Origin of the sequence: Streptomyces paradoxus (assembly GCF_014202475.1) — a bacterium.
In the GTDB taxonomy this organism is placed as follows: Bacteria; Actinomycetota; Actinomycetes; order Streptomycetales; family Streptomycetaceae; genus Streptomyces; species Streptomyces paradoxus.
In genome coordinates this window covers 21,802-41,857 of record NZ_JACHGV010000021.1, presented here as the reverse complement: position 1 = coordinate 41,857, position 20,056 = coordinate 21,802, and the positions used below count along the sequence as shown (strand labels likewise).

Here is a 20,056-nt window from a genome sequence, read left to right as displayed (position 1 = left end):
GATCGTCCGGGACGTACGGTCCCGCAGGCCGGGGCGTCATCGGTGGAGCCGCTCGCTCACGTCCCCGGCCGTCCGCCCCAGCTCCCGGAGCTCCCACCACGCCGCGGGACTCGGCCGCCGCTGCTGCCAGTAGGGGTGGAAGAACGCCTGGGCCGACAGCCGGTACAGACGCCGGCGCAGCTCGGTGCGGCCGGGACGATCGGCGAGCTGCCGGTACGTGGCACTCCACTCCCGTTGCGCCCGGACGAGATCGTCGGGAAACGTTCGCATGGCCGAATTCAATCATGTGTTCGATTTTTCGAGCCAGTGCGGCGCCCCTCCAACGTCTCGGTTCGGGCACCAGAGGTGGACAGCCGCAGCGCGAGGAGCCGGAGTGGGCGCATACTGAGGCCAATGACAAAGCCTGCTGCTTCCAAGCGTCACTTGCCTACCAGCCCCTTCAAGGCTCCGGTAGCCCCCGCTCCCAAGCACTTCGCCGTGGGTGACCAGGTCACGCACGACATGTACGGGCTCGGCCGGGTCATCGGCATCGAGGACGGGATCGCCGCGCTCGTCGACTTCGGTTCGGCGCAGATGCGGATCCTGAGCCCCTACGCCAAGATGACCAAGCTGTAGGACCTCCGCGCCCGGTCGGGGCACGCCTGGCCCTGTCCGGGCCAGTAACGGAAAAGAGACCTCTCATCGAACCGACTTCGCTGTTCTCCGCCGTGGAGGGGCAGCCGAGCCCTTCCGGCGCGGCGTCGCCGCCTCCGGCGACCAACCCCTTCCAGGCACCCGACTTCGGCGGGGACGAACCCTTCCCCCTGGAGGACGTGCCGGAGCCGCCCGCCGCGGCCAGGCGTCCGTCGCGCCGCAGGGCCGCATAAAGACCCCTGGCTCCGCTTCGTGGCCGGTCACATCTCACGGTCCGACGCCGGCCAGACGTACGGCAAGTCGTCCGGCACGCCCGGGAAGAGGGCCGCGTAGGTCGTGGGGTCCTTGCGGACCAGGGCCGAGCGGTGGCTCTCGTGGAAGGGGTCGTCGCCGAGCCACGGCGGGAGTTCGCCCTCGGCGGCCAGCTGCGGCTGGTCGCGGATCGGGGCGTGGGGGCGGGTCGCCGCCAGGTCGGCCACCAGCGTCGCCGCGCAGGTGTCCTGGTGGCCCTGTTCGCGCCAGACGCGGCAGATCTCCAGGCCGTAGCGGACCAGCGCCTCCTCGTAGCCGAGCCACATCCGCACGGCCGGGTGGCGGCGCCAGCCGTAGCCCGGGACGACCAGGCCGCGCAGGACCTGCAGGGCCTCCACGCGTTGCTTGCCCAGCCGGCGGCGGTCGAGGGACAGGGCCGTGGTGCGGAAGTCGGGGTAGGGCAGAAAGGTCTGCATGCGGTCGCCGGTGCTCCTTACCGTGCGCCGGCGCGCGTGCCGCGTCGGCCGAGGGCGAGGGCCAGGCCGATCATGGCGATGCCCAGGACGAAGTGAAGCCAGTCGTCCGCGGTGTTCATCGGGACGAAGTTGGCGTCGCTGTCGTGGCCGACGGACAGGCCGTACACCCACAGCACCAGGTAGACGGCGCCACCGACCAGCAGATACGAGTACGCCCCGGCGGCCGTGCCGGCGAGCATCAGACCGGCGAGGCCGTACGCCAGGTGCACGAGGTTGTGCAGGATCGAGACCTGGAACAGGCCGAACAGTTCGGCGCCCGACTCGTGGGAGGCGAACTCCAGCGAGCCGTAGTCGGTGGTGATGCCCGGGATGAAGCCCAGCACCCCGACCACGAGGAAGACGAGGCCGAGCAGCAGGGCGGCCTGCTGGACGGGGGCGCGGGCGGCCCGGTGGGACACGGGTGCGGTCATGGCCGGTGGCTCCTCACGCGAGGGACAGGTTCTGTTCCGCCCAGATGGTCTTGCCCATGGCGCTCTGCCGGGTGCCCCAGCGCTCGGTCAGCTGGGCGACGAGGAGCAGACCGCGGCCGCCCTCGTCATACGTGCGGGCGCGGCGCAGGTGGGGGGCGGTGCTGCCGCCGTCGGAGACCTCGCAGATCAGGGTCGTGTCGTGGATCAGGCGGAGCTGGACCGGCGGCTCGGCGTGCCGGATGGCGTTGGTGACGAGCTCGCTGACCACCAGTTCCGTGACGAACACGGCGTCGGCGAGCCCCCACCGCTCCAGTTGCGCCACCACGTCCTTGCGGGTCTGCGCGACCGCTGAAGGATCGGACGGCACCGACCAGGTGGCGACCTGCCGCGCGTCGAGCGCGCGGGTCCGGGCGATGAGCAGGGCCACGTCGTCGGCCGGGCGCTGCGGCAGCAGGTCGGCGAGGACCGTGTCGCACAGGGCGTCCAGCGAGCTCGCCGGGCGGCCCAGGGCCTCCCGCAGCCGGTGGACACCGGTGTCGAGGTCCCGCTCGGGCGTCTCGACCAGGCCGTTGGTGTACAGGGCGAGCAGGCTGCCCTCGGGCAGGACGACCTCGGTGGACTCGTACGGCAGGCCGCCCACGCCGAGCGGGGGCGTCGCCGGGAGCCCGACGAGGTCGACGGTGCCCCTGGGGCTGACCACGGCCGGCACCGGATGCCCGGCCCCGGCGAAGCAGCAGTGCCGCGTCACCGGGTCGTAGACGGCGTAGAGGCACGTGGCCCCGACGTCGCCCGAGGCGCCCGCGGAGCCCGCCGCCGTCCGCTCGCCGTCGTCCTCCTCCGTGTTCAGACGGGCGACCAGGTCGTCGAGGTGGGTCAGCAGCTCGTCGCACGGCAGGTCGATGTCGGCCAGCGTGCGGACCGCCGTACGCAGTCGCCCCATGGTCGCCGACGCGACCAGCCCGTGGCCGACCACGTCTCCGACGACCAGCGCCACCCGCGCCCCCGAGAGGGGGATGACGTCGAACCAGTCCCCGCCGACACCGGCGTGCCCGCCCGCCGGGAGGTAGCGGGAGGCGACCTCGACGGCCGCCTGCCGGGGCAGCCGCCGGGGCAGCAGGCTGCGCTGGAGCGTGACCGCCGTGGCGCGTTCGCGGGTGTAGCGGCGGGCGTTGTCGATGCTGACCGCGGCCCGGGCGGCCAGTTCTCCGGCCAGCATCAGATCGTCCTGCTGGAAGGTCTCCTGGTTGCGGTGCCGGATGAAGAAGGCGACGCCCAGGGTGGTGCCGCGGGCGACCAGCGGGACGGCCATCACGGAGTGGATGCCGAACGCCCGGACCCGGGCGGCGCGGGCCGGGTCGCGGGCCAGCCAGGCGGTGAACGCGGTGTCGGTCACCGCGTGCAGGGTGGGCCGTCCGGTGCGCAGGCTCTCGAAGGGCATCGAGCCCGCCGGGTAGGAGTCGACCGCACCGGCCGCCACGACCGCCTCCGGGGCGCCCGGCACCACCGACTGCAGCGCGGCCCGGCGCAGCAGCAGCGGCCCGTCCGCAGGGACCGCCTGCGTGGGCGGCTCGGGTGCGTCGTCCAGCGCGGTCAGCAGATCGACGCTGGCGCAGTCGGCCAGGACCGGGACGGTCACGTCCACCAGCTCCTGGGCCGTGCGCGTCACGTCGAGCGTGCTGCCGATGCGCCGGCCGGCCTCGGCGATCAACTGGAGGCGCTTGCGCGCCCAGAACTGCTCCGTCATGTCGTGCGCGGACAGGCAGACGCCCCGGATGGTGCCCTCGTGGTCGCGCAGCGCGGACATGAAGACCGACCAGGCGTGTTCGTGGTTCTCGCCGGGCGCGCGCAGGTAGTTCTCCTCGTACTCCGGGTCGCCGGTGCGCAGGACCCGGGCCATGGCGCGTTCCGCCCGCAGGCCGGCGTCCTCGTCGACGATCTCGGACACGCGCAGGCCCCGCATCTCCTCCTCGGTCAGCGCGGTGGCGCGCTCCATGTCGGCGTTGGCCCGGCGCAGCCGGAGCCGGGTGTCGTAGATCGCCTGGGCGCAGCACGGGGACTGGGCGAAACTCCAGCTCACGAGGGATTCGTCGAGACCGGCCGGTGGCTGCCGGTCGGTCAGGGCGGAGACGATGAGCCAGGCGGGGGCGTCCGCGCCGGGCGGTCTGTGGTGGGCGAGGATCCTGACCGTCAGCTGCCTGCCGTCGCGGTGCCGGAGGGCGACGTCGCCGTTCCACCGGGGCAGCCCGGCGAGCCTGGGAAGACCGCCGCGCACCGGGATCGGCTCGGCCAGCAGATCCGCGGCGCGGCGGCCGGTCACCTGCCCGGCCGAATACCCGAGGAGCCGCTCGGCGCCCGCGTTCCAGCCGGTCACGGTGCCGTGTTCGTCGAGGGTGACACGGGCCGTGAGGGATGCGCCGACGAGGGTGTCGAGGGCTTCGGGTCCTTCTCCGAACGGCCGGGTGGCCCGGCCGGCGGTGGCGGGCTGCTCCATGATCGGTCATCTCACTCTCGGGGGGAATCATCCATAACCCCGGATTTGCACAGATATCACCTGGTTACCCCGATTACTCCGGGTCTCACCGTGACGCCGCGGCCTGGAAACGGAGCCTGCCGCCGCCCCGGCCGGGTAACCGCTCCCCCATGGGTCAGATCCTGGTGGGCACGTGTTCCTGGACCGACCGGGCACTGGTCGGCAGCGGCTGGTATCCCCCGGGCCGGCGGGACGCCGAGGGGCGGTTACGGCACTACGCCGAGAGGTTCGGGGTCGTCGAGGTCGACGCCTCGTACTACGCGCTGCCGGGCGAGCGGAACAGCCGGTTGTGGGCCGAGCGGACACCGGACGGGTTCGTGTTCGACGTGAAGGCGTTCTCGCTGCTCACCGGGCATCCCACCCGGGACGCGGTGATGCCGGACGGGCTGCGGGCCGATCACCGGGACCCGGCGGATCTCGATCGGGTGTGGGCCCGGTTCGCGGCCGGGATCGAGCCGCTGCGGGAGGCCGGGCGGCTCGGGAGCGTGCTGTTCCAGTTCCCGCCCTGGTTCCGGCCCGGCCAGCGGGCGGAGGCGTACCTCCGGGAGTGTGCCGAGCGGACCGAGGGATGGCCGCTCGCCGTCGAGTTCCGGCACCCCTCCTGGTGGGGGCCGGGGCAGACCGAGGCGACGGGTGCGCTGCTCGCCCGGCACGGCATGGCCGCGGTGGCCGTCGACATGACGCAGAGGCTCGCCTCCTCCGTACCGCCGGTCACTCCCGTGACCTCACCCCGGCTGTCCGTCGTCCGCTTCCACGGCCGCAGCACCGCGTGGGGCACCGGCAGCAAGGAGGACCGGTTCCGGCACGTGTACGGCGAGGACGAACTCGCCGAGTGGCTGCCCCGGGTGCGCCGGCTGGCCGAGCGGACCGAACAGGTGCACGTCCTGTTCAACAACTGCTGCGGCGACGCCGCGGTCCGCGCCGCCGAGACCATGACACGGCTCCTCGACGACGCCTCACCGCCGGCGCCGCGTGTGCCTAGGGCTCGACCCGCACCCGGCGTTCCACCGACACCTGGTCCACGTCCGACACCCGCACGGTCGTCTTCATCGTCCAGTTCCCGGCGAGCGGCAGGTTGACCGCGTTGGTGCTCCAGTAGCCGCCCCGGTCGACGAGTTCGGCGTCGATCGGGCCGACCTCGCGGGAGGGCAGGGTGAAGGTGATGCGGACCTCGGGGACCGCCACCAGGCCCCTGTCGGAGCCGTAGACGATGGCCTGGACGCCGTTGTCGCCGACACGGGCCGGATCCAGGGTGATCTGCACCTTGCCGCTTCCGGTCACGGATCCCGTGCCGGTGTCGAAGGGCACCGTGATCTCGGTCGTGGGCGGCAGCGCGCCCGCCGGGGCCTGCTGGGCCGCCTCGGCCTGGGCCCGGCTCGGAAGGGTGCCCGTGAGCACGGTCGTGATCATCAGCACCACGGCGGCGACGGCCACTTCGACGAGGACGGAGCGGCGCAGGCGGCGCCGGACGCCCGGGTCCCCGGCCCCCGGCTGCACCGGGCCGTCGGGCGACTCCGGCTCCTCTGGCGTCGTCCCGGCGTCCCGTGTCCCGGATTCCGCGGACGCCTCGTGGACTTGCCCCGCACGCGCGCCGACCGGCTGCGGCACCGGCGCCGGTACGGCCGCCCGGGCCGGAGCCACCGGAACCGCGATCCGTGCCGTCCAGCGCCGCGAGTACCCGGCGACCAGCAACAGCACGGCCACGGCGGCCAGTTTGGCGAGCAGCAGACGGCCGTACGACGTGCCGGTCAGCGCGGGGAGGGAGCCGAGGCCGCGCCAGGACTGGTAGAGGCCCGTGACGGCCAGGACGGTCACCGAGGCGAAGGCGATCTGCGAGAAGCGGGGCACGACCTCCACCAGGTCGTCGCCGGAGGAGCGGCGCAGGGTCAGCAGCAGCGCCACCAGGCCGCCGAGCCAGACGCCGGTCGCCAGCAGGTGCACCACGGACGACGTCATCGCCGCCGGGACCTGGATCCCGGCTGAGGCGTGCTCGGCCGCCGCCCAGGTCAGGGCCAGGGCCGCGGCCAGGGCCGTGCCGGTCGCCAGGGCGACGGGCCGCTTCCCCGTGTCACGGGACCTGGACAGCCATATCAGGAAGGCGGCGGTCAGCAGGAGGACGAGCAGCCGGGCGAGCAGGGCCAGGCCCGGGCGGCTGGTCAGGGTGCGGCCGAGGGCGGTGGTGTCGAAGGCCGTGGCGGGGCCGGTGCCCGCCTCGTAGGGGGCGCGCAGCAGGAGCAGGACGGCCGTCGAGCACAGCAGCGTCCACCAGGCGGCCACCAGCGGCCGGCGCAGCGGGGAGGTGTGCGCGGGCCGGCACAGCAGCGCGAACGCGGCCGTGCCGACGAGCAGCGCGGCGGCGAGGTAGGCCAGGTAGCGGGCGGCGTCGTAGAGGCCGCGGGTGAGCGGGTCCTCGGTCGGGCCCGTGTCGACCTGGGCGGTGGTCGCGGACCGTTTCCCCACGGAGAAGCTGAAGGCGCCGGAGACGGGGTGGCTGTCGGCGGAGACGACCCGCCAGGCCACGGTGTACGTGCCCTCGGCGAGCTTGCCGGGCAGGCCGATCCGGGCCGTGTCGGAGCGGCCGTCGGCGTGCGTGGCCTCGCCGGTGTGGACCCGGCGCTGGTCGGGGCCGAACACCCGGAAGGAGTCGTCGAGCAGGCCGACGGACTCGGTGAAGGTCAGGGTGACGTGGCGGGGGGCCTGCCGGACGAGGGATCCGTCGCCGGGGTCGGTACTGCGCAGGGCGGCGTGGGCGGAGGCGGGGGCTGCTCCGGCGAGGAGCAGGACCAGCACGGTGCCCAGCAGCACCAGGGCTTGGAATCGCCGGGGGTGTCCTGCATTGCGATCCTCGTTCCGCCGTAGGTCCACGTGGTTCTCCGGGGTCGGGCTGGACGGCTCCGGGTTATGTACGGGCGGGATCGGTGTAGCGCTCAACGGGATGGGGCCAAGAGGAGGGCCGGGACAGCCGGGCGATCCTGGCCGCCTGCGCCGGATAGCGTGCGGTCAGCTCCGCCGCGTCTCCGTGTTCGTAGCCCGCGAAGGTGAAGCCCGGGGCCATCGTGCAGCCGAACAGGGTCCAGGAGCCGCCCGCCGCCACCCTGCCGCCCATCCAGGTGCCCGCCGGGACGGTGAACTGGACGTGCTGGCCGTGCAGGACGTCCGGCCCGAGCACCGCCGTTCGCGCGGTGCCGTCCGGGGCGAGCAGGAGGAGCTCCAGCGGATCACCCCGGTAGAAGTGCCAGATCTCGTCCGTGGGCAGGCGGTGGAGGGCGGAGAAGTCGTCCGCTGTCAGCAGCGCGACGATCGCCGTGCCCTCCGGCCTGCCGTCGGGGCGTTCGGGCCCGGCCCAGGTCTGGCGGAACAGGCCGCCCTCGTCCGGGATCGGCTCCAGGCCGTAGTGGGCGATGAGGTCCTCGGGGGTCACCCGGGGAACATTAGCTCCCGGTCGAGGAAGGCGAGCTGGGCTTTCTTCTCCGGCAGGTACACGTCCGGGAGATCGATCTCCGGCAGGACCACCACCGGGCCCGGAGCGAAGCCGAGTCCGAGGAACCGGGCGATGGCCTTCTCGTTGCGCACGTCCGGGTCGACCACCACCCGCCGGCGGTCCAGGCCGAGCAGGACGTACGCGGCGACGACGGCCACCAGCCGGGCGGTCCAGCCGGATTGCCCGCCGCCCGGACCGGCCGGGGCGAGCAGCAGGTGGACGCCGATGTCGCCGGGGCGGACGTCGTAGCACTCGCTGACCCGGTCGGCCTCCGGCTCGTAGGTCTGCAGGAGTGCGACCGGCTCGCCGTCCCGGACGACCAGGTGAGCGTGGTGGGTGTCGAGCGTGGCCATGTGGGCGTAGACCGCGGCGATCTGTGGTTCGGTCAGCTCGGTCATGCCCCAGAAGACGGCCCGCTCCTCACCGGCCCAGCGGTGGATCACGGCGGCGTCGGCCGGGGGGTCCAGCGGCAGGACGCGGACGGTGCCGAAGCCGTCGACCACCTGCTCGTGGACGGGCGTGCGGGAGGCGTACGGGTCAGACATCGCGTTCCTTCTTCAGCCGGGTCCAGTCGGTGACGACCGGGACGAGATCTCCCGCCAGCCACAGGGGGAGCTGGTCGCGGTGGTGGGGCGAGCCCGGGACGCCCGAGGCGCCGAGCGGGACGACCCAGCGGCTGTCCTCGCGCCGGGCCAGGTCCCAGACGTACCGGGCGGCCGGGCCCCGGGCGGCGCGGTCGGTGAGGCCCGGCACGCCCGAGGTGCACAGCACGCAGTCATGGTCACCGGACAGCCCCGGTTCGTCGTACGGCTGTTCCGGTTCCAGCGCCCGCCAGGGGGCGAGGCGGTGGGTGTCGCCCCAGACACCGGCCGGCGGGCGCAGGGCCACTTCCTCGATCGCCGCGCGGACGGCCGCCGGGCGGTCGATGCCGAACAGTTCCCCGGCCCGCAGCAGGTGTTCGAGGGCGAAGCCGACCCGGGGGACGAGGGCCAGCCAGGGCTGGAACACCTCCGGGTACACCGGGGGTGTGGTGAGCGCGGCGAGCGCCGGGTGCGCCGCGAGCCGCCGGACGACCGCTCCGCGCACGGCCGCGTAGAGGGCCGCGTCGGCGCTGCCGGCGTCCATGCGGCGGTCCCAGCCGAGGAGGCGGTCCCGGAGGGCGGCGGCCTCGGGGGTGAGGCCGTCGAGGGCGGCGAGACGGTCCAGGAGGGGGGACGCGGAGGCCAGGTGGGTGTCCGTGTGGATCGCGGGCATGCCGGCGGCGGACCAGCGCTCCTTGCCCGCGAGCAGCGCGGTGATGCGGTCGGCGCGGTGCGGCGGTGCGAACTCGACGCCGAGGGGCGCGGCCGGGCCGCGCTGGTTGGCCATGACGGCGACGCCGTCGGTGAGCCCGGCGCGCGGTGTCGCGTGCCAGCCCCGCCACTCGTGGCCGGGCTCCCACGCGGGCACCACCCGCAGGGAGTTGGTCCCGGCGCGCAGCGGCACCCGCCCGGCCACGCGGTGCAGGACGCCGCCCTCGGTGTCGGCGGCCTGGACGACGTTGACCGGCTCGGCCCAGCGGTCGAAGGCACCGTCCACGTCGGCGACCCGGCGGGCCCGCAGCAGCGGCAGCAGGGCGGCGAAGCCGAGGTCGCCGGTGACGCGGGGCGGGTAGCGCAGACTGATCGCCACCGGCGCGCCGGAGGGGTCCGACGAGTCGGACGGGTCGCCGTCGAGCCCTTCGGGGCCGCCGATGATCACCGGCCCGCGGCCGGTCTCGATCACCTCCACCTCGACCGGGTCATCGCCCGCCACCTCGACGGTCTCCGTGTGCCGGGCCGCCCGCCGCCAGACCCCGTCCGGGTCGAGGGCCTCCACCCCGGCGCCGGTGCGCCGCAGCCGCTCGCGGTAGAGGTCCTGGTAGTCGGACATGGCGTTGGTGATGGCCCAGGCGACCGTGCCGGTGTGCCCGAAGTGGGCGATGCCCGGGACGCCGGGCACGGCCAGGCCCACGACGTCGAACTCCGGGCAGGACAGGTGGATCTGCTGGTAGACGCCCGGGTCCTCGATCCAGCGGTGCGGGTCGCCGGCGATGACCGCCTGCCCGGTGACGGTCCGCTCGCCGGAGACCAGCCAGCCGTTGCTGCCGGAGGTGCCGGGGCCGTCGGCGGCGAAGAGGCCGATGGCGTCCGCGCCCAGGTGGGCGGCGACCTGCTCGCGCCAGAGCTTGGCCGGGAACCCGGCGAAGAGGATGTGGGTGGCGAGCCAGACGGCGAGGGGGGTCCAGGGTTCCCAGCGGCCGGGGGTGAGGCCGGTGCGGGCGAACTCGGGTGCGGGGCTGCCTGCCAGGCCCTCGTTGACCCCGTCGACGTACGCGCGCACCCACCGCGCCGTCTCGGGGTCCCGTCTGACCAGGTCCGCGAAGCAGCGTCTGGCGGTGTCGTCGAGCCGGGCCCGTCTCGCGAACCGGTCCCAGGCCAGGGCGCTCCCGCCGAGGAAGGACGCCGAGGTGCCCTGCGCCCGGTGGCGCTCGGTCTCCAGCTGCCAGGCCCGGTCGCTCGCGGTGACGAGGCCCTGGGCGCGGGCGAGTTCGGCCACGCTGCCCGCGCGCAGATGCGGGATGCCCCAGGCATCACGGTAGATCTCGGTCGCCACGCTGGGTCTCCCCTTTTCTTTGGGTGAGTCTTCTTTGGGGTGGGTTTTCTTTAGGTTAGCCTTGCCTAAGTCACAGCTGTGGCCGGAATCGTACGCGAAGGGGCGGAAAAGCGATGGGGCAGGGGCGGGGTTGGGAGGGCGCGGTCCTCAGACTGCTGCGCGGCAAGGACTTCGAGTTCACGGTCACGGACGTGGAGGACGTCACCCCGGACTACCGGCGGCTGCGCTTCACCGACGGTGGTCTGCTGGCCGCGACCGGGGTCCACCCCACCATGTGGGTACGGCTGTGGTTCGACAACGCGGGCAAGCCGCACCAGCGGGCCTACACCCTGGTCGACCCGGACGCCGAGGCCGGCACCTTCCACCTGGAGTTCGCCCTGCACGAGGGGTGCGCCAGTGACTGGGCCAGGGCGGCGAAGCCGGGCGACACCATCGAGGCGACCGTCCAGGGCACCGGCTTCGAGCACCCGAGCCCCGCGCCCTCGCACGTCTTCGCCATCGGCGACCCGGCCTCGCTCCCGGCCATCAACTCCCTCCTGGACGCCCTGGGCTCCGCCCCGGCCACCGTCTGGTTCGAGGGCGGCGACGACGACCTGCCGTTCCGCACCGACCCGGACCGGCACGAGCTGCGCAAGGTGCCGCGCCAGGACTCCGGCGCGCATCTCGTGGACCGGGTGAAGTCGGACCTGCCCGGCCTGCTCCGGGACACCGCCGACCCGTACGTCTGGATCGCCTGCGACACGGCGACGACCCGGGCCCTCGGGGCGTACGTCCGCAAGGAACTGGGCCTGCCCAAGCAGCGGGTGCACGCGCTGGGGTACTGGCGGGCGACCTGAGCGGCGGCCGGGCCCGCCCCGGGGGATGATCGGGGCATGGACGTCACACTTCACCTCGCCCAGGACCCCGAGGCCGACGCGCTGCTCGGCCGCAGTCCGCTCGCCGCGCTGGTCGGCATGCTGCTGGACCAGCAGGTACCGATGGAGTGGGCGTTCAAGGGCCCGGCGACGATCGCCCAGCGGCTCGGCGGCGACGACCTGGACGCGCACGAGATCGCCGCGCACGAGCCGGAGGCCTTCGCCGCGCTGCTGTCCCAAAAGCCGGCGGTGCACCGCTACCCGGGCTCCATGGCCAAGCGGATCCAGCAGCTGTGCCAGTACCTCGTCGAGCACTACGACGGCGACGCCGAGGCCGTCTGGAAGGACGCCGGCACCGGCAAGGAACTGCTGAAGCGGCTCGCGGAACTGCCCGGCTTCGGCAAACAGAAGGCCCAGATCTTCCTCGCCCTCCTCGGCAAGCAGCTCGGGGTACGGCCCACGGGCTGGCGGGAGGCGGCGGGCTCCTACGGCGAGCCGGACTCGTTCCGCTCGGTCGCCGACATCACCGGACCCGAGTCGCTGGTCAAGGTACGGGCCCACAAGCAGGAGATGAAAGCAGCGGCCAAGGCGTCGAAGGCCACCGGAAAGTAACCCACCACCCGCGCCTCCGGCGGCAGGACGAGAACACCGTTCAGCCGGCCCGCACGTGACCCGCGACCGACGCGGGAGATCTGTACCGTCGGCCTGAGGGCTGGCGGCGCCTCCCCGGCTGTCCCAGGCCCGCCGCGGGCAGCGGGCAGCCTGCCCCGCCGGTGCCCCCCACGCTCGGGCCGTCAGTCGGCTGGCCCGGCTCAGGTGGCGGCTCCTCGCGGTGCGATCCCAGCATGAACCATGAGCGAGCCCCCTGTCGGCTCCCCCTGGGGCCCGGAGCACAACGCCTCCGACATACGCCCCGCGCCCTCGGCCCCGCGCCGCGGGGAAGCGGCATCACCCGGACCCCGGCCGCGTTCCGGCCCGGCACGGGCCGAGCGAGCGGATCTCGCGGTCGGCGGGTTGAGCGGCGCGGACGGCGGGGGGAATGACGTCCCGTGACCCCCGGACCGCAGCCGGAACCCCGCGGCCCCCGCCGGCACATGTGGCTGCGGGTGCTCGTCCTGCTGCTCGCCCTGCTCGTGCCGGGCGCCCACGCCGAGGCCCTCACGGGGCCGACGGCCACCGTCCCCGGGGAGAGCACCCCCGTCGAGTGCGACCTCTTCGACACCGCCCTGCGCCCGCCGGCCCGGGGAGTCCGCCGCACCGCCGCTCCGCCGGCCCCCGCCCCGCTGCCCGAGCCCGCGTACACCGCACGGCGCCCCGTGCCCGTGCCGGCGCACCCGGTGTACGACCCTCGTCCCCTGCGTTCCGAGGTCCTGCGCTGCTGACAGGACCGGCCCGACACCGGTCCGTCCGTCCCGCACGGAACCAGAACGACGAAGAACGACGAGGAACCAGCCATGCTTCAGGACCCGTACGCGGTCATGCGCGCCCTCCTGCGCGCGGAAGCCGCCCGCAGCGCCCCCAAGTCCCCCTCCCGGCCGGACACCCGGAAGCCGCCGCAGCCCCTGGACGGGCAGAGGCGGGGACAGGGACGAGATCGCGGCTGACCCGGCCCGCGCGGCGGAGGCACCCACGCCTCCGCCGTCCCCATCGCCTGCGCCGCCCCTACCGCCTGCTGCGCCGCCCCGAACGCCGTGCCGTGCCGAACAGCGACCGCGTGATCTCCCGCCCGATCTGCGTCCCCACCGACCGGGCCAGCGACCTGAAGACGCCGCTCTCGGCCACCCGCTCCGCCATGGACGGCTGTTCCTCCGCCCGCCCACCCCGTCCGGAGACGGCATCCCGCATCTCGTCGGGCCCCTTCGCACCACGCCCCCGCTCCAGCCGCTCGTACGCCGACTCCCGGTCCACGGCCCGCGCGTACCGCTCGTGCAGCGGCGACTGCGCCACCGCCCGCTCCAGGGCCTCCTGCCCGAGCGGCCCCATCAGTGACTCGGGCGCGCGCAGCCGGGTCGCGGCGACCGGGGTCGGCGCGCCCTTCTCGCTCAGCACCGTCACCACCGCCTCGCCCGTCCCGAGGCCGGTCAGCACCTCTTCGAGGTCGTAGGGCGACTTCGGGAAGGTCTTCACCGTGGCGCTGAGGGCCTTCTGATCGTCGGGCGTGAAGGCGCGCAGCGCGTGCTGGACGCGGTTGCCGAGCTGGGCGAGGACATCGGCGGGTACGTCCTCGGGGGTCTGCGTCACGAAGAAGACCCCGACCCCTTTCGAGCGAATCAGGCGCACGGTCTGCGTGATCGACTCCAGGAACGCCTCGGAGGCGTCGTCGAAGAGCAGGTGCGCCTCGTCAAGGAAGAACACCAGGCGCGGCTTGTCGACGTCGCCCAGCTCGGGCAGGTCGTGGAAGAGATCGGCCAGCAGCCACATCAGGAAGGTCGAGAACAGCTGCGGCCGCTCCTGCACGGCGCTCAGCTCCAGGACGGAGACCACGCCCCGCCCGTCCTCCGCCGTACGCAGCAGCTCACCCGTGTCGAACTCCGGCTCGCCGAAGAAGCCGGACGCGCCCTGCGCCTCGAAGGCGGTGAGGGACCGCAGGATCACCCCGGCCGTGGCCGCCGGCAGACCACCGACCCTCCTCAGCTCCGGCTTGCCCTCGTCCGAGGTCAGGAAGGTCACGACCGCCCTGAGGTCCTTGAGGTCGATCAGCTCCAGACCCTTGCTGTCGGCGTAGTGGAAGATCAGCGCGAGGGACTGCTCCTGCGTGCGGTTCAGCCGCAGCACCTTGGACAGCAGCACCGGGCCGAATCCGGTGACCGTGGCCCGGACGGGGATGCCGCGCCCGATGCCGCCCAGGGCGTAGTACTCGGCGGGGAAGCCGGTCGCCGTCCAGCGCTGGTGGACATCCACGGCCCGCCCCTCGACCCGCGCGTCCGGGCGGCCCGGCGCGGCGATCCCGGACAGGTCTCCCTTGATGTCGGCGAGGAAGACCGGCACGCCCTGGGCGGACAGCTGCTCGGCGATCAGCTGGAGCGTCTTGGTCTTGCCGGTGCCGGTCGCTCCGGCGACCAGCCCATGGCGGTTGAGCATCGCCAGCGGCACCCGGACCTGCGCGTCCGGCAGGCACTGCCCGTCCCACAGCAGGGCGCCCAGCTGGAGGGCCGGACCGGAGAAGGCGTAGCCGGCGGCGATCCGCAGGGCCTCCCGGGGAAGGGCGGCGGCGCGCGCGGAAACCTCCGGGGCGGAGGCCGACGGCATGGTCTCGCGGTCCGGCATATTCACGCCCCTGTTCCCGGTTCGTACCGCCTTGCGGGGTTTTTTTCAGCGTCGCACTAGGGCGCCAAGGCTGCGCCCGGAAGGTCTTGACCGGTAGGCTTTCCGTGTGATCTTCAAGCGCATCGGAAACGGCCGGCCGTACCCCGACCACGGCCGGGAAAGCACCCGGCAGTGGGCGGACGTCGCGCCGCGCCCGGTCCGCCTCGATCAGCTCGTGACGACCAAGGGTCAGCTCGATCTGGAAACACTGCTCGCCGAGGACTCCACGTTCTACGGCGACCTCTTCGCGCACGTCGTGAAGTGGCAGGGCGACCTGTACCTGGAGGACGGTCTGCACCGCGCGGTGCGGGCGGCACTCCAGCAGCGCCAGGTGCTGCACGCGCGCGTGCTCGAACTCGACTGATCCCCGCCGGTCGCGGGTTGGCCCTTTCGGGTTCCGCTGGGCGACGTCGAATGATCATCTAGTAGGCATCGTCGCCCGGGCGCACTACGCTGCGCTCATGAGCATGCTGACTCCCCCCGGCATGGGCGGCAAGTACCGCATCAAGGGCAACAAGTACCCCCGGATGCGCCGGCCCCGGCGGCACGGCAGGCTCGCCCTCCTGACCGTCGCGTCCGTCGTCGTCCTCGGCATGGGCGGCTGGGGCACGCTGCAGCTCATCGACGTCTTCACCGGCGGCGGCAGAGAGGCTTCGGCGGCCGGTGACGGGACGGACTGCGACGTCACGACCAAGGCGAGCCCCTCGCCCAGCGCCAAGCCCCTGCCGCAGCCGCGCACGATCACCGTCAACGTGCTCAACGCCACCACCCGCGCCGGCCTGGCGAAGAAGACCGCCGACGAGCTGAAGAAGCGCGGCTTCAAGATCGGCGACGTGGGCAACGCGACCAAGCAGTACGACAAGAAGGTCAAGGGCACCGGTCTGCTGCTCGGCCCCGCCGCCGCGCTCGACACCGCACTGCCCGTGCTCGGCACCCAGCTCCCGGGCGCCGAACGGCGTACCGATGCGGCCCGCGAGGGCGCCGCCGTCGACCTCGTCATCGGGGACGGCTTCAAGGAGCTGGCGAAAAAGCCGGACGCCGACCGGGCACTGGCCGGGCTGGCCACGCCCGAGCCGGCGCCCACGACGAAGAAGGGCTGCTGAGAGGCCCGTCCGGCCTACTCGGCGGCCCCGTACATCCGGTCCCCCGCGTCACCGAGGCCCGGGACGATGTAGCCGTGCTCGTTCAGGTGCTCGTCGACCGAGGCGGTCACGACCGTCACCGGCGTGCCCGCCAGCTCGCGCTCCATGATCTCGACGCCCTCGGGGGCGGCCAGCAGCACCACGGCGGTCACGTCGTCGGCGCCGCGCCGGATCAGCTCCTGGATCGCCGCGACCAGCGTGCCGCCGGTGGCGAGCATCGGGTCGAGCACGTACACCTGACGCCCCGACAGGTCCTCCGGCATCCGCGTCGCGTACGTGGAGGCCTGCAGCGTCTCCTCGTTGCGGATCATGCCGAGGAAACCCACCTCGGCGGTCGGCAGCAGCCGGACCATGCCGTCCAGCATGCCGAGCCCGGCCCGCAGGATCGGCACCACCAGCGGCCGCGGGTGGGACAGCTTGACGCCCGTGGTCCGCGCGACCGGCGTCTGGATGTCGACCTGTTCGGTGCGCACGTCACGCGTGGCCTCGTAGGCGAGCAGGGTGACCAGTTCGTCGGCGAGACGGCGGAAGGTCGCGGAGTCGGTGCGCTGGTCGCGCAGCGTGGTGAGCTTGTGGGCGACCAGAGGGTGGTCGACGACGTGGAGACGCATGTCCACAACATTAACCGGGCGGGGTGTCCCGGACCGCACGGCAAGCCCGCCGTCCGGCCGTCACCCGGTCACTGGCGTCAAACGGCCCGTCCGGGGGAAAGCGGAAAGGACGGACTGGGGGTGGTGAACCTGATGCCCGACCGGAAATTCCGAGACGATCCGTCGCCGCGCACGCGGCCGGGGGCGGGCCCGGAGCCCGACCTGACGAACGGGACCGACGAGTCCGACGCCGAGCGCCGCCGGCGTCGCGCCCGGTTCCTGCGCGATCTGGCCGAGGCCCGGGAGCTGCGCGACCGCGTCCAGCCGCGCCGCGCCAAGACGGCCCGGCTGCGGCACGCCATGCGCATGCGCACCTTCCGCTGGTAGGAAACGGGTGGGAAAACCCCCGGCAAAGATCACGAACCGCGCGGACGTTGTCGCGAGTGACCGTGCGTGCGGCGGGGCAAAGCCGCGTACGATCCGCAGGTGGCGGCAACGTGCGTGCGAGCGGAACTGCGGGACACAGGGAGCCGAAGACGTCCCCTGAACGCTGTGTTTCTGCCACGATTCCGAGTGGGTGGGGCTCGGACGAGCACTCCCCGCCCGTAACCTCCGCCGGGGGGACCCCCAACCGGCACGCCTAAGACCAGTGGGAGAGTCACGGTGTACTTCGCCGCACTGCTCGCGCGCACCGAAGACGGGTGGGAAGCGAGCGACACAGAGCTCGACGATGTGGAGACCCTGTCGGATCTGGCCGACCTGGCCCGTGAAGCCTCCCCCGACGAGGACACGGTGCTCGTGCTCATCGAGCAGGAGGACGCCTGGTTCGGCGTCGTCCGCGTGGACGGCGAGGAGGACCCTCGCATCTACGTCTCGGACGCCGCCGCCGCTGCCCGCAGCAGCTACGGCGAGATCCTGCTCACCGACGAGCTGCTGGGCCGCGATCCGGACGACGGGGACGTCCTCGACGCCCTCGACCTCGACGGCACCGAGGACGGTGAGTCCGACGAGGACGACGATGACGCCGAGGACGGCGCCGCGGCGGCCGGCTCCGCCGAGTCCGTGCCGCACGGCCCGGTCGGCGACGCCCTGATCCTGGACGACCTCGGCGTGAGCGAGAAGGAACTGCGCCTGATGTCGACGGACGCCGTCACCGAGATCGCCGAAGTCCTGGGCGCCTCGGAGACCCTGGAGACCGTCCGCTGACCGGTCGTGGCACCGCGGGGCCGCCGGATCCGGTCCGCGACCCCTGGCGGCCCGCGATGCGACTCGCCCTGGACGAGGCCGCCGGCGCCGTCCGGGGCGGGGATGTCCCCGTCGGCGCCGTCGTCCTGGCCCCGGACGGCGCGACCGTGCTCGCGGCCGGGCACAACGAACGCGAGGCCGGCGGCGATCCGACGGCCCACGCGGAGCTCCTCGCCCTGCGGCGGGCCGCGGCCGCCCTCGGCGCGTGGCGGCTCGCCGGCTGCACCCTCGTGGTGACGCTGGAGCCCTGCACGATGTGCGCGGGCGCGATCCAGCAGTCCCGCGTCGACCGGCTCGTCTACGGCGCCCGCGACGAGAAGGCCGGCGCGGCCGGCTCGCTCTGGGACCTCGTCCGCGACCGGCGGCTCAACCACCGGCCCGAGGTGATCGAGGGCGTGCTCGCCGAGGAGTGCGCCGGGCTGCTCACGGCGTTCTTCCGGGACCGCTGAATACCGATTTCAAAGCACGCGGCTCCTTGCTGTAAGGTCTCCCTCGGTAGCGTGTCCGAGCGGCCGAAGGAGCTCGCCTCGAAAGCGAGTGTGGCGCAAGTCACCGAGGGTTCAAATCCCTCCGCTACCGCTTGAGAAGGGCCCCGTCGTCAGACGGGGCCCTTCGTGCGATCAGCCTCTTCGTGTGATCGGCCCTTCGTGCGATCATGTGCGCTGCACGGGACATGAGTGACAGGGGAGGCCGCAATGGCGGTGAACGCGAAGAAGGTCGCCGTCTACGCCGTCGTGGTCTTCGCGACGTACGTGATCATCACGGACCCGGCCAAGGCGGCCGACTACGTCCAGATAGGCTTCCAGGGCATTTCGGACGCCGCCAAGGCCCTCGGCGACTTCGCCACCTGGGTCGCCAACGGAGGAAAGTGATGATCCGCCACCTGGTCCTCTTCAAGCTCGACGAGGGCGTCGAGCGCGACGACCCGCGGGTCGTGAAGGGCGTCGAGGCCTTCCGCGCGCTGGAGGGCACGATCCCCGAGATCCGCTTCTGGGAGCTCGGCTGGAACGTCAGCGACCGCCCCATCGCGTACGACTTCGCCATCAACTCCGCCTTCGACGACGCGGACGCGCTGCGACGGTACGTGGAGCACCCGGACCACCAGGCGGGTGTCGCGCTGTGGCGGGAGTTCGCCACGTGGGTGATCGCGGACTACGACTTCTGACTCCCGGCCGGTCCGGTCGGTTCGCCCCCTGTCAGTGCGACAGGGGGCTTCTGTGTGACGTGAGTTCATTTATGCGCCATTCATCACTCAACACGTAGTTATGGGGTGCTTGCACACAGTGCACATGTCTTGTGATGCTATGACCGCTTTTGATGGAAGAGTTGAACGATGAGTTGACGATGACGAGGTGGAATTGACCGTGCTGGCCAGTACCGCGCCTCAGGCACCCACCTCGGAAACCCCGGACACCGCGGAAGCCACCCCGCCCGCTCCCCAGCGAAGCCGTGGGGCCGACACCCGCGCTCTCACCCAGGTCCTCTTCGCGCAGCTCAAGGAGCTCCAGCCGGGCACCCCGGAGCACGACCGCGTACGCGGGGCGCTCATCGAGGCCAACCTCCCGCTCGTGCGCTACGCGGCCGCCCGGTTCCGCTCCCGCAACGAGCCGATGGAGGACGTCGTCCAGGTCGGCACCATCGGGCTCATCAACGCCATCGACCGCTTCGACCCGGACCGGGGCGTGCAGTTCCCGACCTTCGCGATGCCGACGGTCGTCGGCGAGATCAAGCGGTACTTCCGCGACAACGTCCGCACGGTCCATGTGCCGCGCCGGCTGCACGAGCTGTGGGTGCAGGTCAACAGCGCGACGGAGGACCTGACGACCTCCTTCGGGCGCACCCCGACGACCTCGGAGATCGCCGCGCGGCTGCGCATCACGGAGGACGAGGTGCTGTCCTGCATCGAGGCCGGGCGCTCGTACCACGCGACCTCCCTGGAGGCGGCGCAGGAGGGCGACGGGCTGCCGGGGCTGCTGGACCGGCTCGGCTACGAGGATCCCGCGCTGGACGGCGTGGAGCACCGGGATCTCGTACGGCACCTGCTCGTTCAGCTGCCCGAGCGGGAACAGCGGATCCTGCTGCTGCGGTACTACAGCAATCTCACGCAGTCCCAGATCTCCGCGGAGCTCGGCGTCTCGCAGATGCATGTGTCGCGGCTACTGGCGCGTAGCTTCCAGAGATTGCGGTCTGCGAACCGTATCGACGCGTAACCGCAAACACGAGCGACAGGTCACCGCGAGGAGGGAATCGCTCATCAGGGCGGTTGCCGACAGGCGAGAGCCGAAAAGCCGTCAGACCCCTTGTTTGCAGGGCGTATTCGCGTCTCAGATGTCGACATGTCACTACAGCGTGTTGCCGACATGTGACATTCTGCGGGAAGCGCGTTTGCCAGAGCTCCGGCTCCGGTATTCAGGTGAAGGCTGCGTCCCTCAGACGGGGGCGT

At 72.8% G+C, this 20,056-nt stretch carries 24 protein-coding genes and 1 tRNA gene; 15 read left to right on the top strand and 10 right to left on the bottom strand.

Going from position 1 to position 20,056, the window contains the following annotated elements:
* Window positions 1-36: 36 nt before the first annotated feature.
* A complete protein-coding gene (locus HNR57_RS37865) occupies window positions 37-270 on the bottom strand; it encodes a DUF8825 domain-containing protein (RefSeq protein WP_184567756.1) in 234 nt (77 codons plus the stop codon).
* A 123-nt stretch (window positions 271-393) separates the two neighbouring features.
* Between HNR57_RS37865 and HNR57_RS37860 the strand changes: the two genes are divergently transcribed.
* On the top strand, window positions 394-615 hold the full coding sequence (locus HNR57_RS37860) for a hypothetical protein (RefSeq protein ID WP_097217638.1): 222 nt from the start codon (window positions 394-396) through the stop codon (window positions 613-615).
* Between the two features lie 278 nt (window positions 616-893).
* On the opposite strand, the gene HNR57_RS37855 is transcribed toward HNR57_RS37860, so the two are convergent.
* Genes HNR57_RS37855 through HNR57_RS37845 form a run of 3 tightly spaced genes read right to left on the bottom strand, consistent with a single transcriptional unit; the run spans window position 894 to window position 4,322 of the window.
* Window positions 894-1,361, bottom strand: coding sequence for an MSMEG_6728 family protein (locus HNR57_RS37855; RefSeq protein ID WP_184567754.1), 468 nt, complete (start codon window positions 1,359-1,361; stop codon window positions 894-896).
* Window positions 1,362-1,378: 17 nt separating this feature from the next.
* Window positions 1,379-1,831 carry a DUF4383 domain-containing protein gene (locus HNR57_RS37850; protein WP_184567752.1) on the bottom strand — a complete coding sequence of 151 codons (453 nt, stop codon included), beginning with the start codon at window positions 1,829-1,831 and terminating at the stop codon, window positions 1,379-1,381.
* A gap of 13 nt (window positions 1,832-1,844) precedes the next feature.
* Complete coding sequence (locus HNR57_RS37845) at window positions 1,845-4,322, bottom strand: SpoIIE family protein phosphatase (RefSeq protein WP_184567750.1); 2,478 nt, start codon at window positions 4,320-4,322, stop codon at window positions 1,845-1,847.
* 149 nt (window positions 4,323-4,471) lie between these two features.
* Here HNR57_RS37845 and HNR57_RS37840 point away from each other — a divergent pair, with 149 nt between their 5' ends.
* Window positions 4,472-5,440, top strand: coding sequence for a DUF72 domain-containing protein (locus tag HNR57_RS37840; protein ID WP_184567748.1), 969 nt, complete (start codon window positions 4,472-4,474; stop codon window positions 5,438-5,440).
* Here the strand turns inward: HNR57_RS37840 and HNR57_RS37835 are convergent.
* The 4 genes from HNR57_RS37835 to HNR57_RS37820 form a co-directional block, all read right to left on the bottom strand.
* Entirely contained in the window at window positions 5,340-7,166 is a 1,827-nt protein-coding gene (locus HNR57_RS37835) for a copper resistance CopC/CopD family protein (protein WP_184567746.1), read from the bottom strand. The two genes, HNR57_RS37840 and HNR57_RS37835, sit on opposite strands and share 101 nt — an antisense overlap.
* 94 nt (window positions 7,167-7,260) lie before the next feature.
* Window positions 7,261-7,782 (bottom strand): cupin domain-containing protein, encoded by a 522-nt coding sequence (locus tag HNR57_RS37830; RefSeq protein WP_184567744.1) that lies wholly within the window; start codon window positions 7,780-7,782, stop codon window positions 7,261-7,263.
* On the bottom strand, window positions 7,779-8,387 hold the full coding sequence (locus HNR57_RS37825) for a GNAT family N-acetyltransferase (protein ID WP_184567742.1): 609 nt from the start codon (window positions 8,385-8,387) through the stop codon (window positions 7,779-7,781). The genes HNR57_RS37830 and HNR57_RS37825 overlap by 4 nt, the downstream gene beginning before the upstream one ends.
* Entirely contained in the window at window positions 8,380-10,476 is a 2,097-nt protein-coding gene (locus HNR57_RS37820) for a penicillin acylase family protein (protein ID WP_184567739.1), read from the bottom strand. Before HNR57_RS37820 ends, HNR57_RS37825 begins: the two co-directional genes overlap by 8 nt.
* Before the next feature lie 113 nt (window positions 10,477-10,589).
* Here HNR57_RS37820 and HNR57_RS37815 point away from each other — a divergent pair, with 113 nt between their 5' ends.
* The 4 genes from HNR57_RS37815 (at window position 10,590) to HNR57_RS37800 (ending at window position 12,934) form a co-directional block, all read left to right on the top strand.
* Window positions 10,590-11,312, top strand: coding sequence for a siderophore-interacting protein (locus HNR57_RS37815; protein ID WP_184567737.1), 723 nt, complete (start codon window positions 10,590-10,592; stop codon window positions 11,310-11,312).
* A 36-nt stretch (window positions 11,313-11,348) separates the two neighbouring features.
* On the top strand, window positions 11,349-11,942 hold the full coding sequence (locus HNR57_RS37810) for an HhH-GPD-type base excision DNA repair protein (protein ID WP_184567735.1): 594 nt from the start codon (window positions 11,349-11,351) through the stop codon (window positions 11,940-11,942).
* Between the two features lie 437 nt (window positions 11,943-12,379).
* Window positions 12,380-12,712 carry a hypothetical protein gene (locus tag HNR57_RS37805; RefSeq protein WP_313675814.1) on the top strand — a complete coding sequence of 111 codons (333 nt, stop codon included), beginning with the start codon at window positions 12,380-12,382 and terminating at the stop codon, window positions 12,710-12,712.
* A 72-nt stretch (window positions 12,713-12,784) separates the two neighbouring features.
* The gene (locus HNR57_RS37800) at window positions 12,785-12,934 is read left to right on the top strand and encodes a hypothetical protein (RefSeq protein WP_184567733.1); all 150 of its coding nucleotides are present in this window, start codon (window positions 12,785-12,787) and stop codon (window positions 12,932-12,934) included.
* A gap of 58 nt (window positions 12,935-12,992) precedes the next feature.
* Here the strand turns inward: HNR57_RS37800 and HNR57_RS37795 are convergent, their stop codons facing one another.
* Window positions 12,993-14,597 carry a helicase HerA-like domain-containing protein gene (locus tag HNR57_RS37795; protein ID WP_184567833.1) on the bottom strand — a complete coding sequence of 535 codons (1,605 nt, stop codon included), beginning with the start codon at window positions 14,595-14,597 and terminating at the stop codon, window positions 12,993-12,995.
* A 106-nt stretch (window positions 14,598-14,703) separates the two neighbouring features.
* On the opposite strand from HNR57_RS37795, the gene HNR57_RS37790 reads away from it, so the two are divergent.
* Entirely contained in the window at window positions 14,704-15,000 is a 297-nt protein-coding gene (locus HNR57_RS37790; protein ID WP_003999914.1) for a type II toxin-antitoxin system VapB family antitoxin, read from the top strand.
* 121 nt (window positions 15,001-15,121) lie between these two features.
* On the top strand, window positions 15,122-15,739 hold the full coding sequence (locus HNR57_RS37785) for a LytR C-terminal domain-containing protein (RefSeq protein ID WP_184567831.1): 618 nt from the start codon (window positions 15,122-15,124) through the stop codon (window positions 15,737-15,739).
* Window positions 15,740-15,753: 14 nt separating this feature from the next.
* On the opposite strand, the gene upp is transcribed toward HNR57_RS37785, so the two are convergent.
* The gene (gene upp, locus HNR57_RS37780; RefSeq protein WP_062927788.1) at window positions 15,754-16,389 is read right to left on the bottom strand and encodes a uracil phosphoribosyltransferase; all 636 of its coding nucleotides are present in this window, start codon (window positions 16,387-16,389) and stop codon (window positions 15,754-15,756) included.
* Window positions 16,390-16,521: 132 nt separating this feature from the next.
* On the opposite strand from upp, the gene HNR57_RS37775 reads away from it, so the two are divergent.
* From HNR57_RS37775 to HNR57_RS37745, 7 genes are all read left to right on the top strand, one after another.
* Window positions 16,522-16,755 (top strand): hypothetical protein, encoded by a 234-nt coding sequence (locus HNR57_RS37775; protein ID WP_184567731.1) that lies wholly within the window; start codon window positions 16,522-16,524, stop codon window positions 16,753-16,755.
* A 276-nt stretch (window positions 16,756-17,031) separates the two neighbouring features.
* Window positions 17,032-17,574, top strand: a complete 543-nt coding sequence (locus HNR57_RS37770; protein ID WP_184567729.1) for a tRNA adenosine deaminase-associated protein — start codon at window positions 17,032-17,034, stop codon at window positions 17,572-17,574.
* Between the two features lie 56 nt (window positions 17,575-17,630).
* Window positions 17,631-18,062 carry a tRNA adenosine(34) deaminase TadA gene (gene tadA / locus HNR57_RS37765; RefSeq protein WP_062927790.1) on the top strand — a complete coding sequence of 144 codons (432 nt, stop codon included), beginning with the start codon at window positions 17,631-17,633 and terminating at the stop codon, window positions 18,060-18,062.
* Window positions 18,063-18,107: 45 nt separating this feature from the next.
* A tRNA-Ser gene (locus HNR57_RS37760) sits at window positions 18,108-18,192 on the top strand.
* Between the two features lie 116 nt (window positions 18,193-18,308).
* Window positions 18,309-18,485 carry a hypothetical protein gene (locus HNR57_RS37755; protein ID WP_184567727.1) on the top strand — a complete coding sequence of 59 codons (177 nt, stop codon included), beginning with the start codon at window positions 18,309-18,311 and terminating at the stop codon, window positions 18,483-18,485.
* Window positions 18,485-18,778: a Dabb family protein gene (locus tag HNR57_RS37750; RefSeq protein ID WP_184567725.1), complete on the top strand. Its 294-nt coding sequence runs from the start codon at window positions 18,485-18,487 to the stop codon at window positions 18,776-18,778. The genes HNR57_RS37755 and HNR57_RS37750 overlap by 1 nt, the downstream gene beginning before the upstream one ends.
* Before the next feature lie 199 nt (window positions 18,779-18,977).
* Window positions 18,978-19,823, top strand: coding sequence for an RNA polymerase sigma factor SigF (locus HNR57_RS37745; protein ID WP_376772337.1), 846 nt, complete (start codon window positions 18,978-18,980; stop codon window positions 19,821-19,823).
* Window positions 19,824-20,056: the final 233 nt, after the last annotated feature.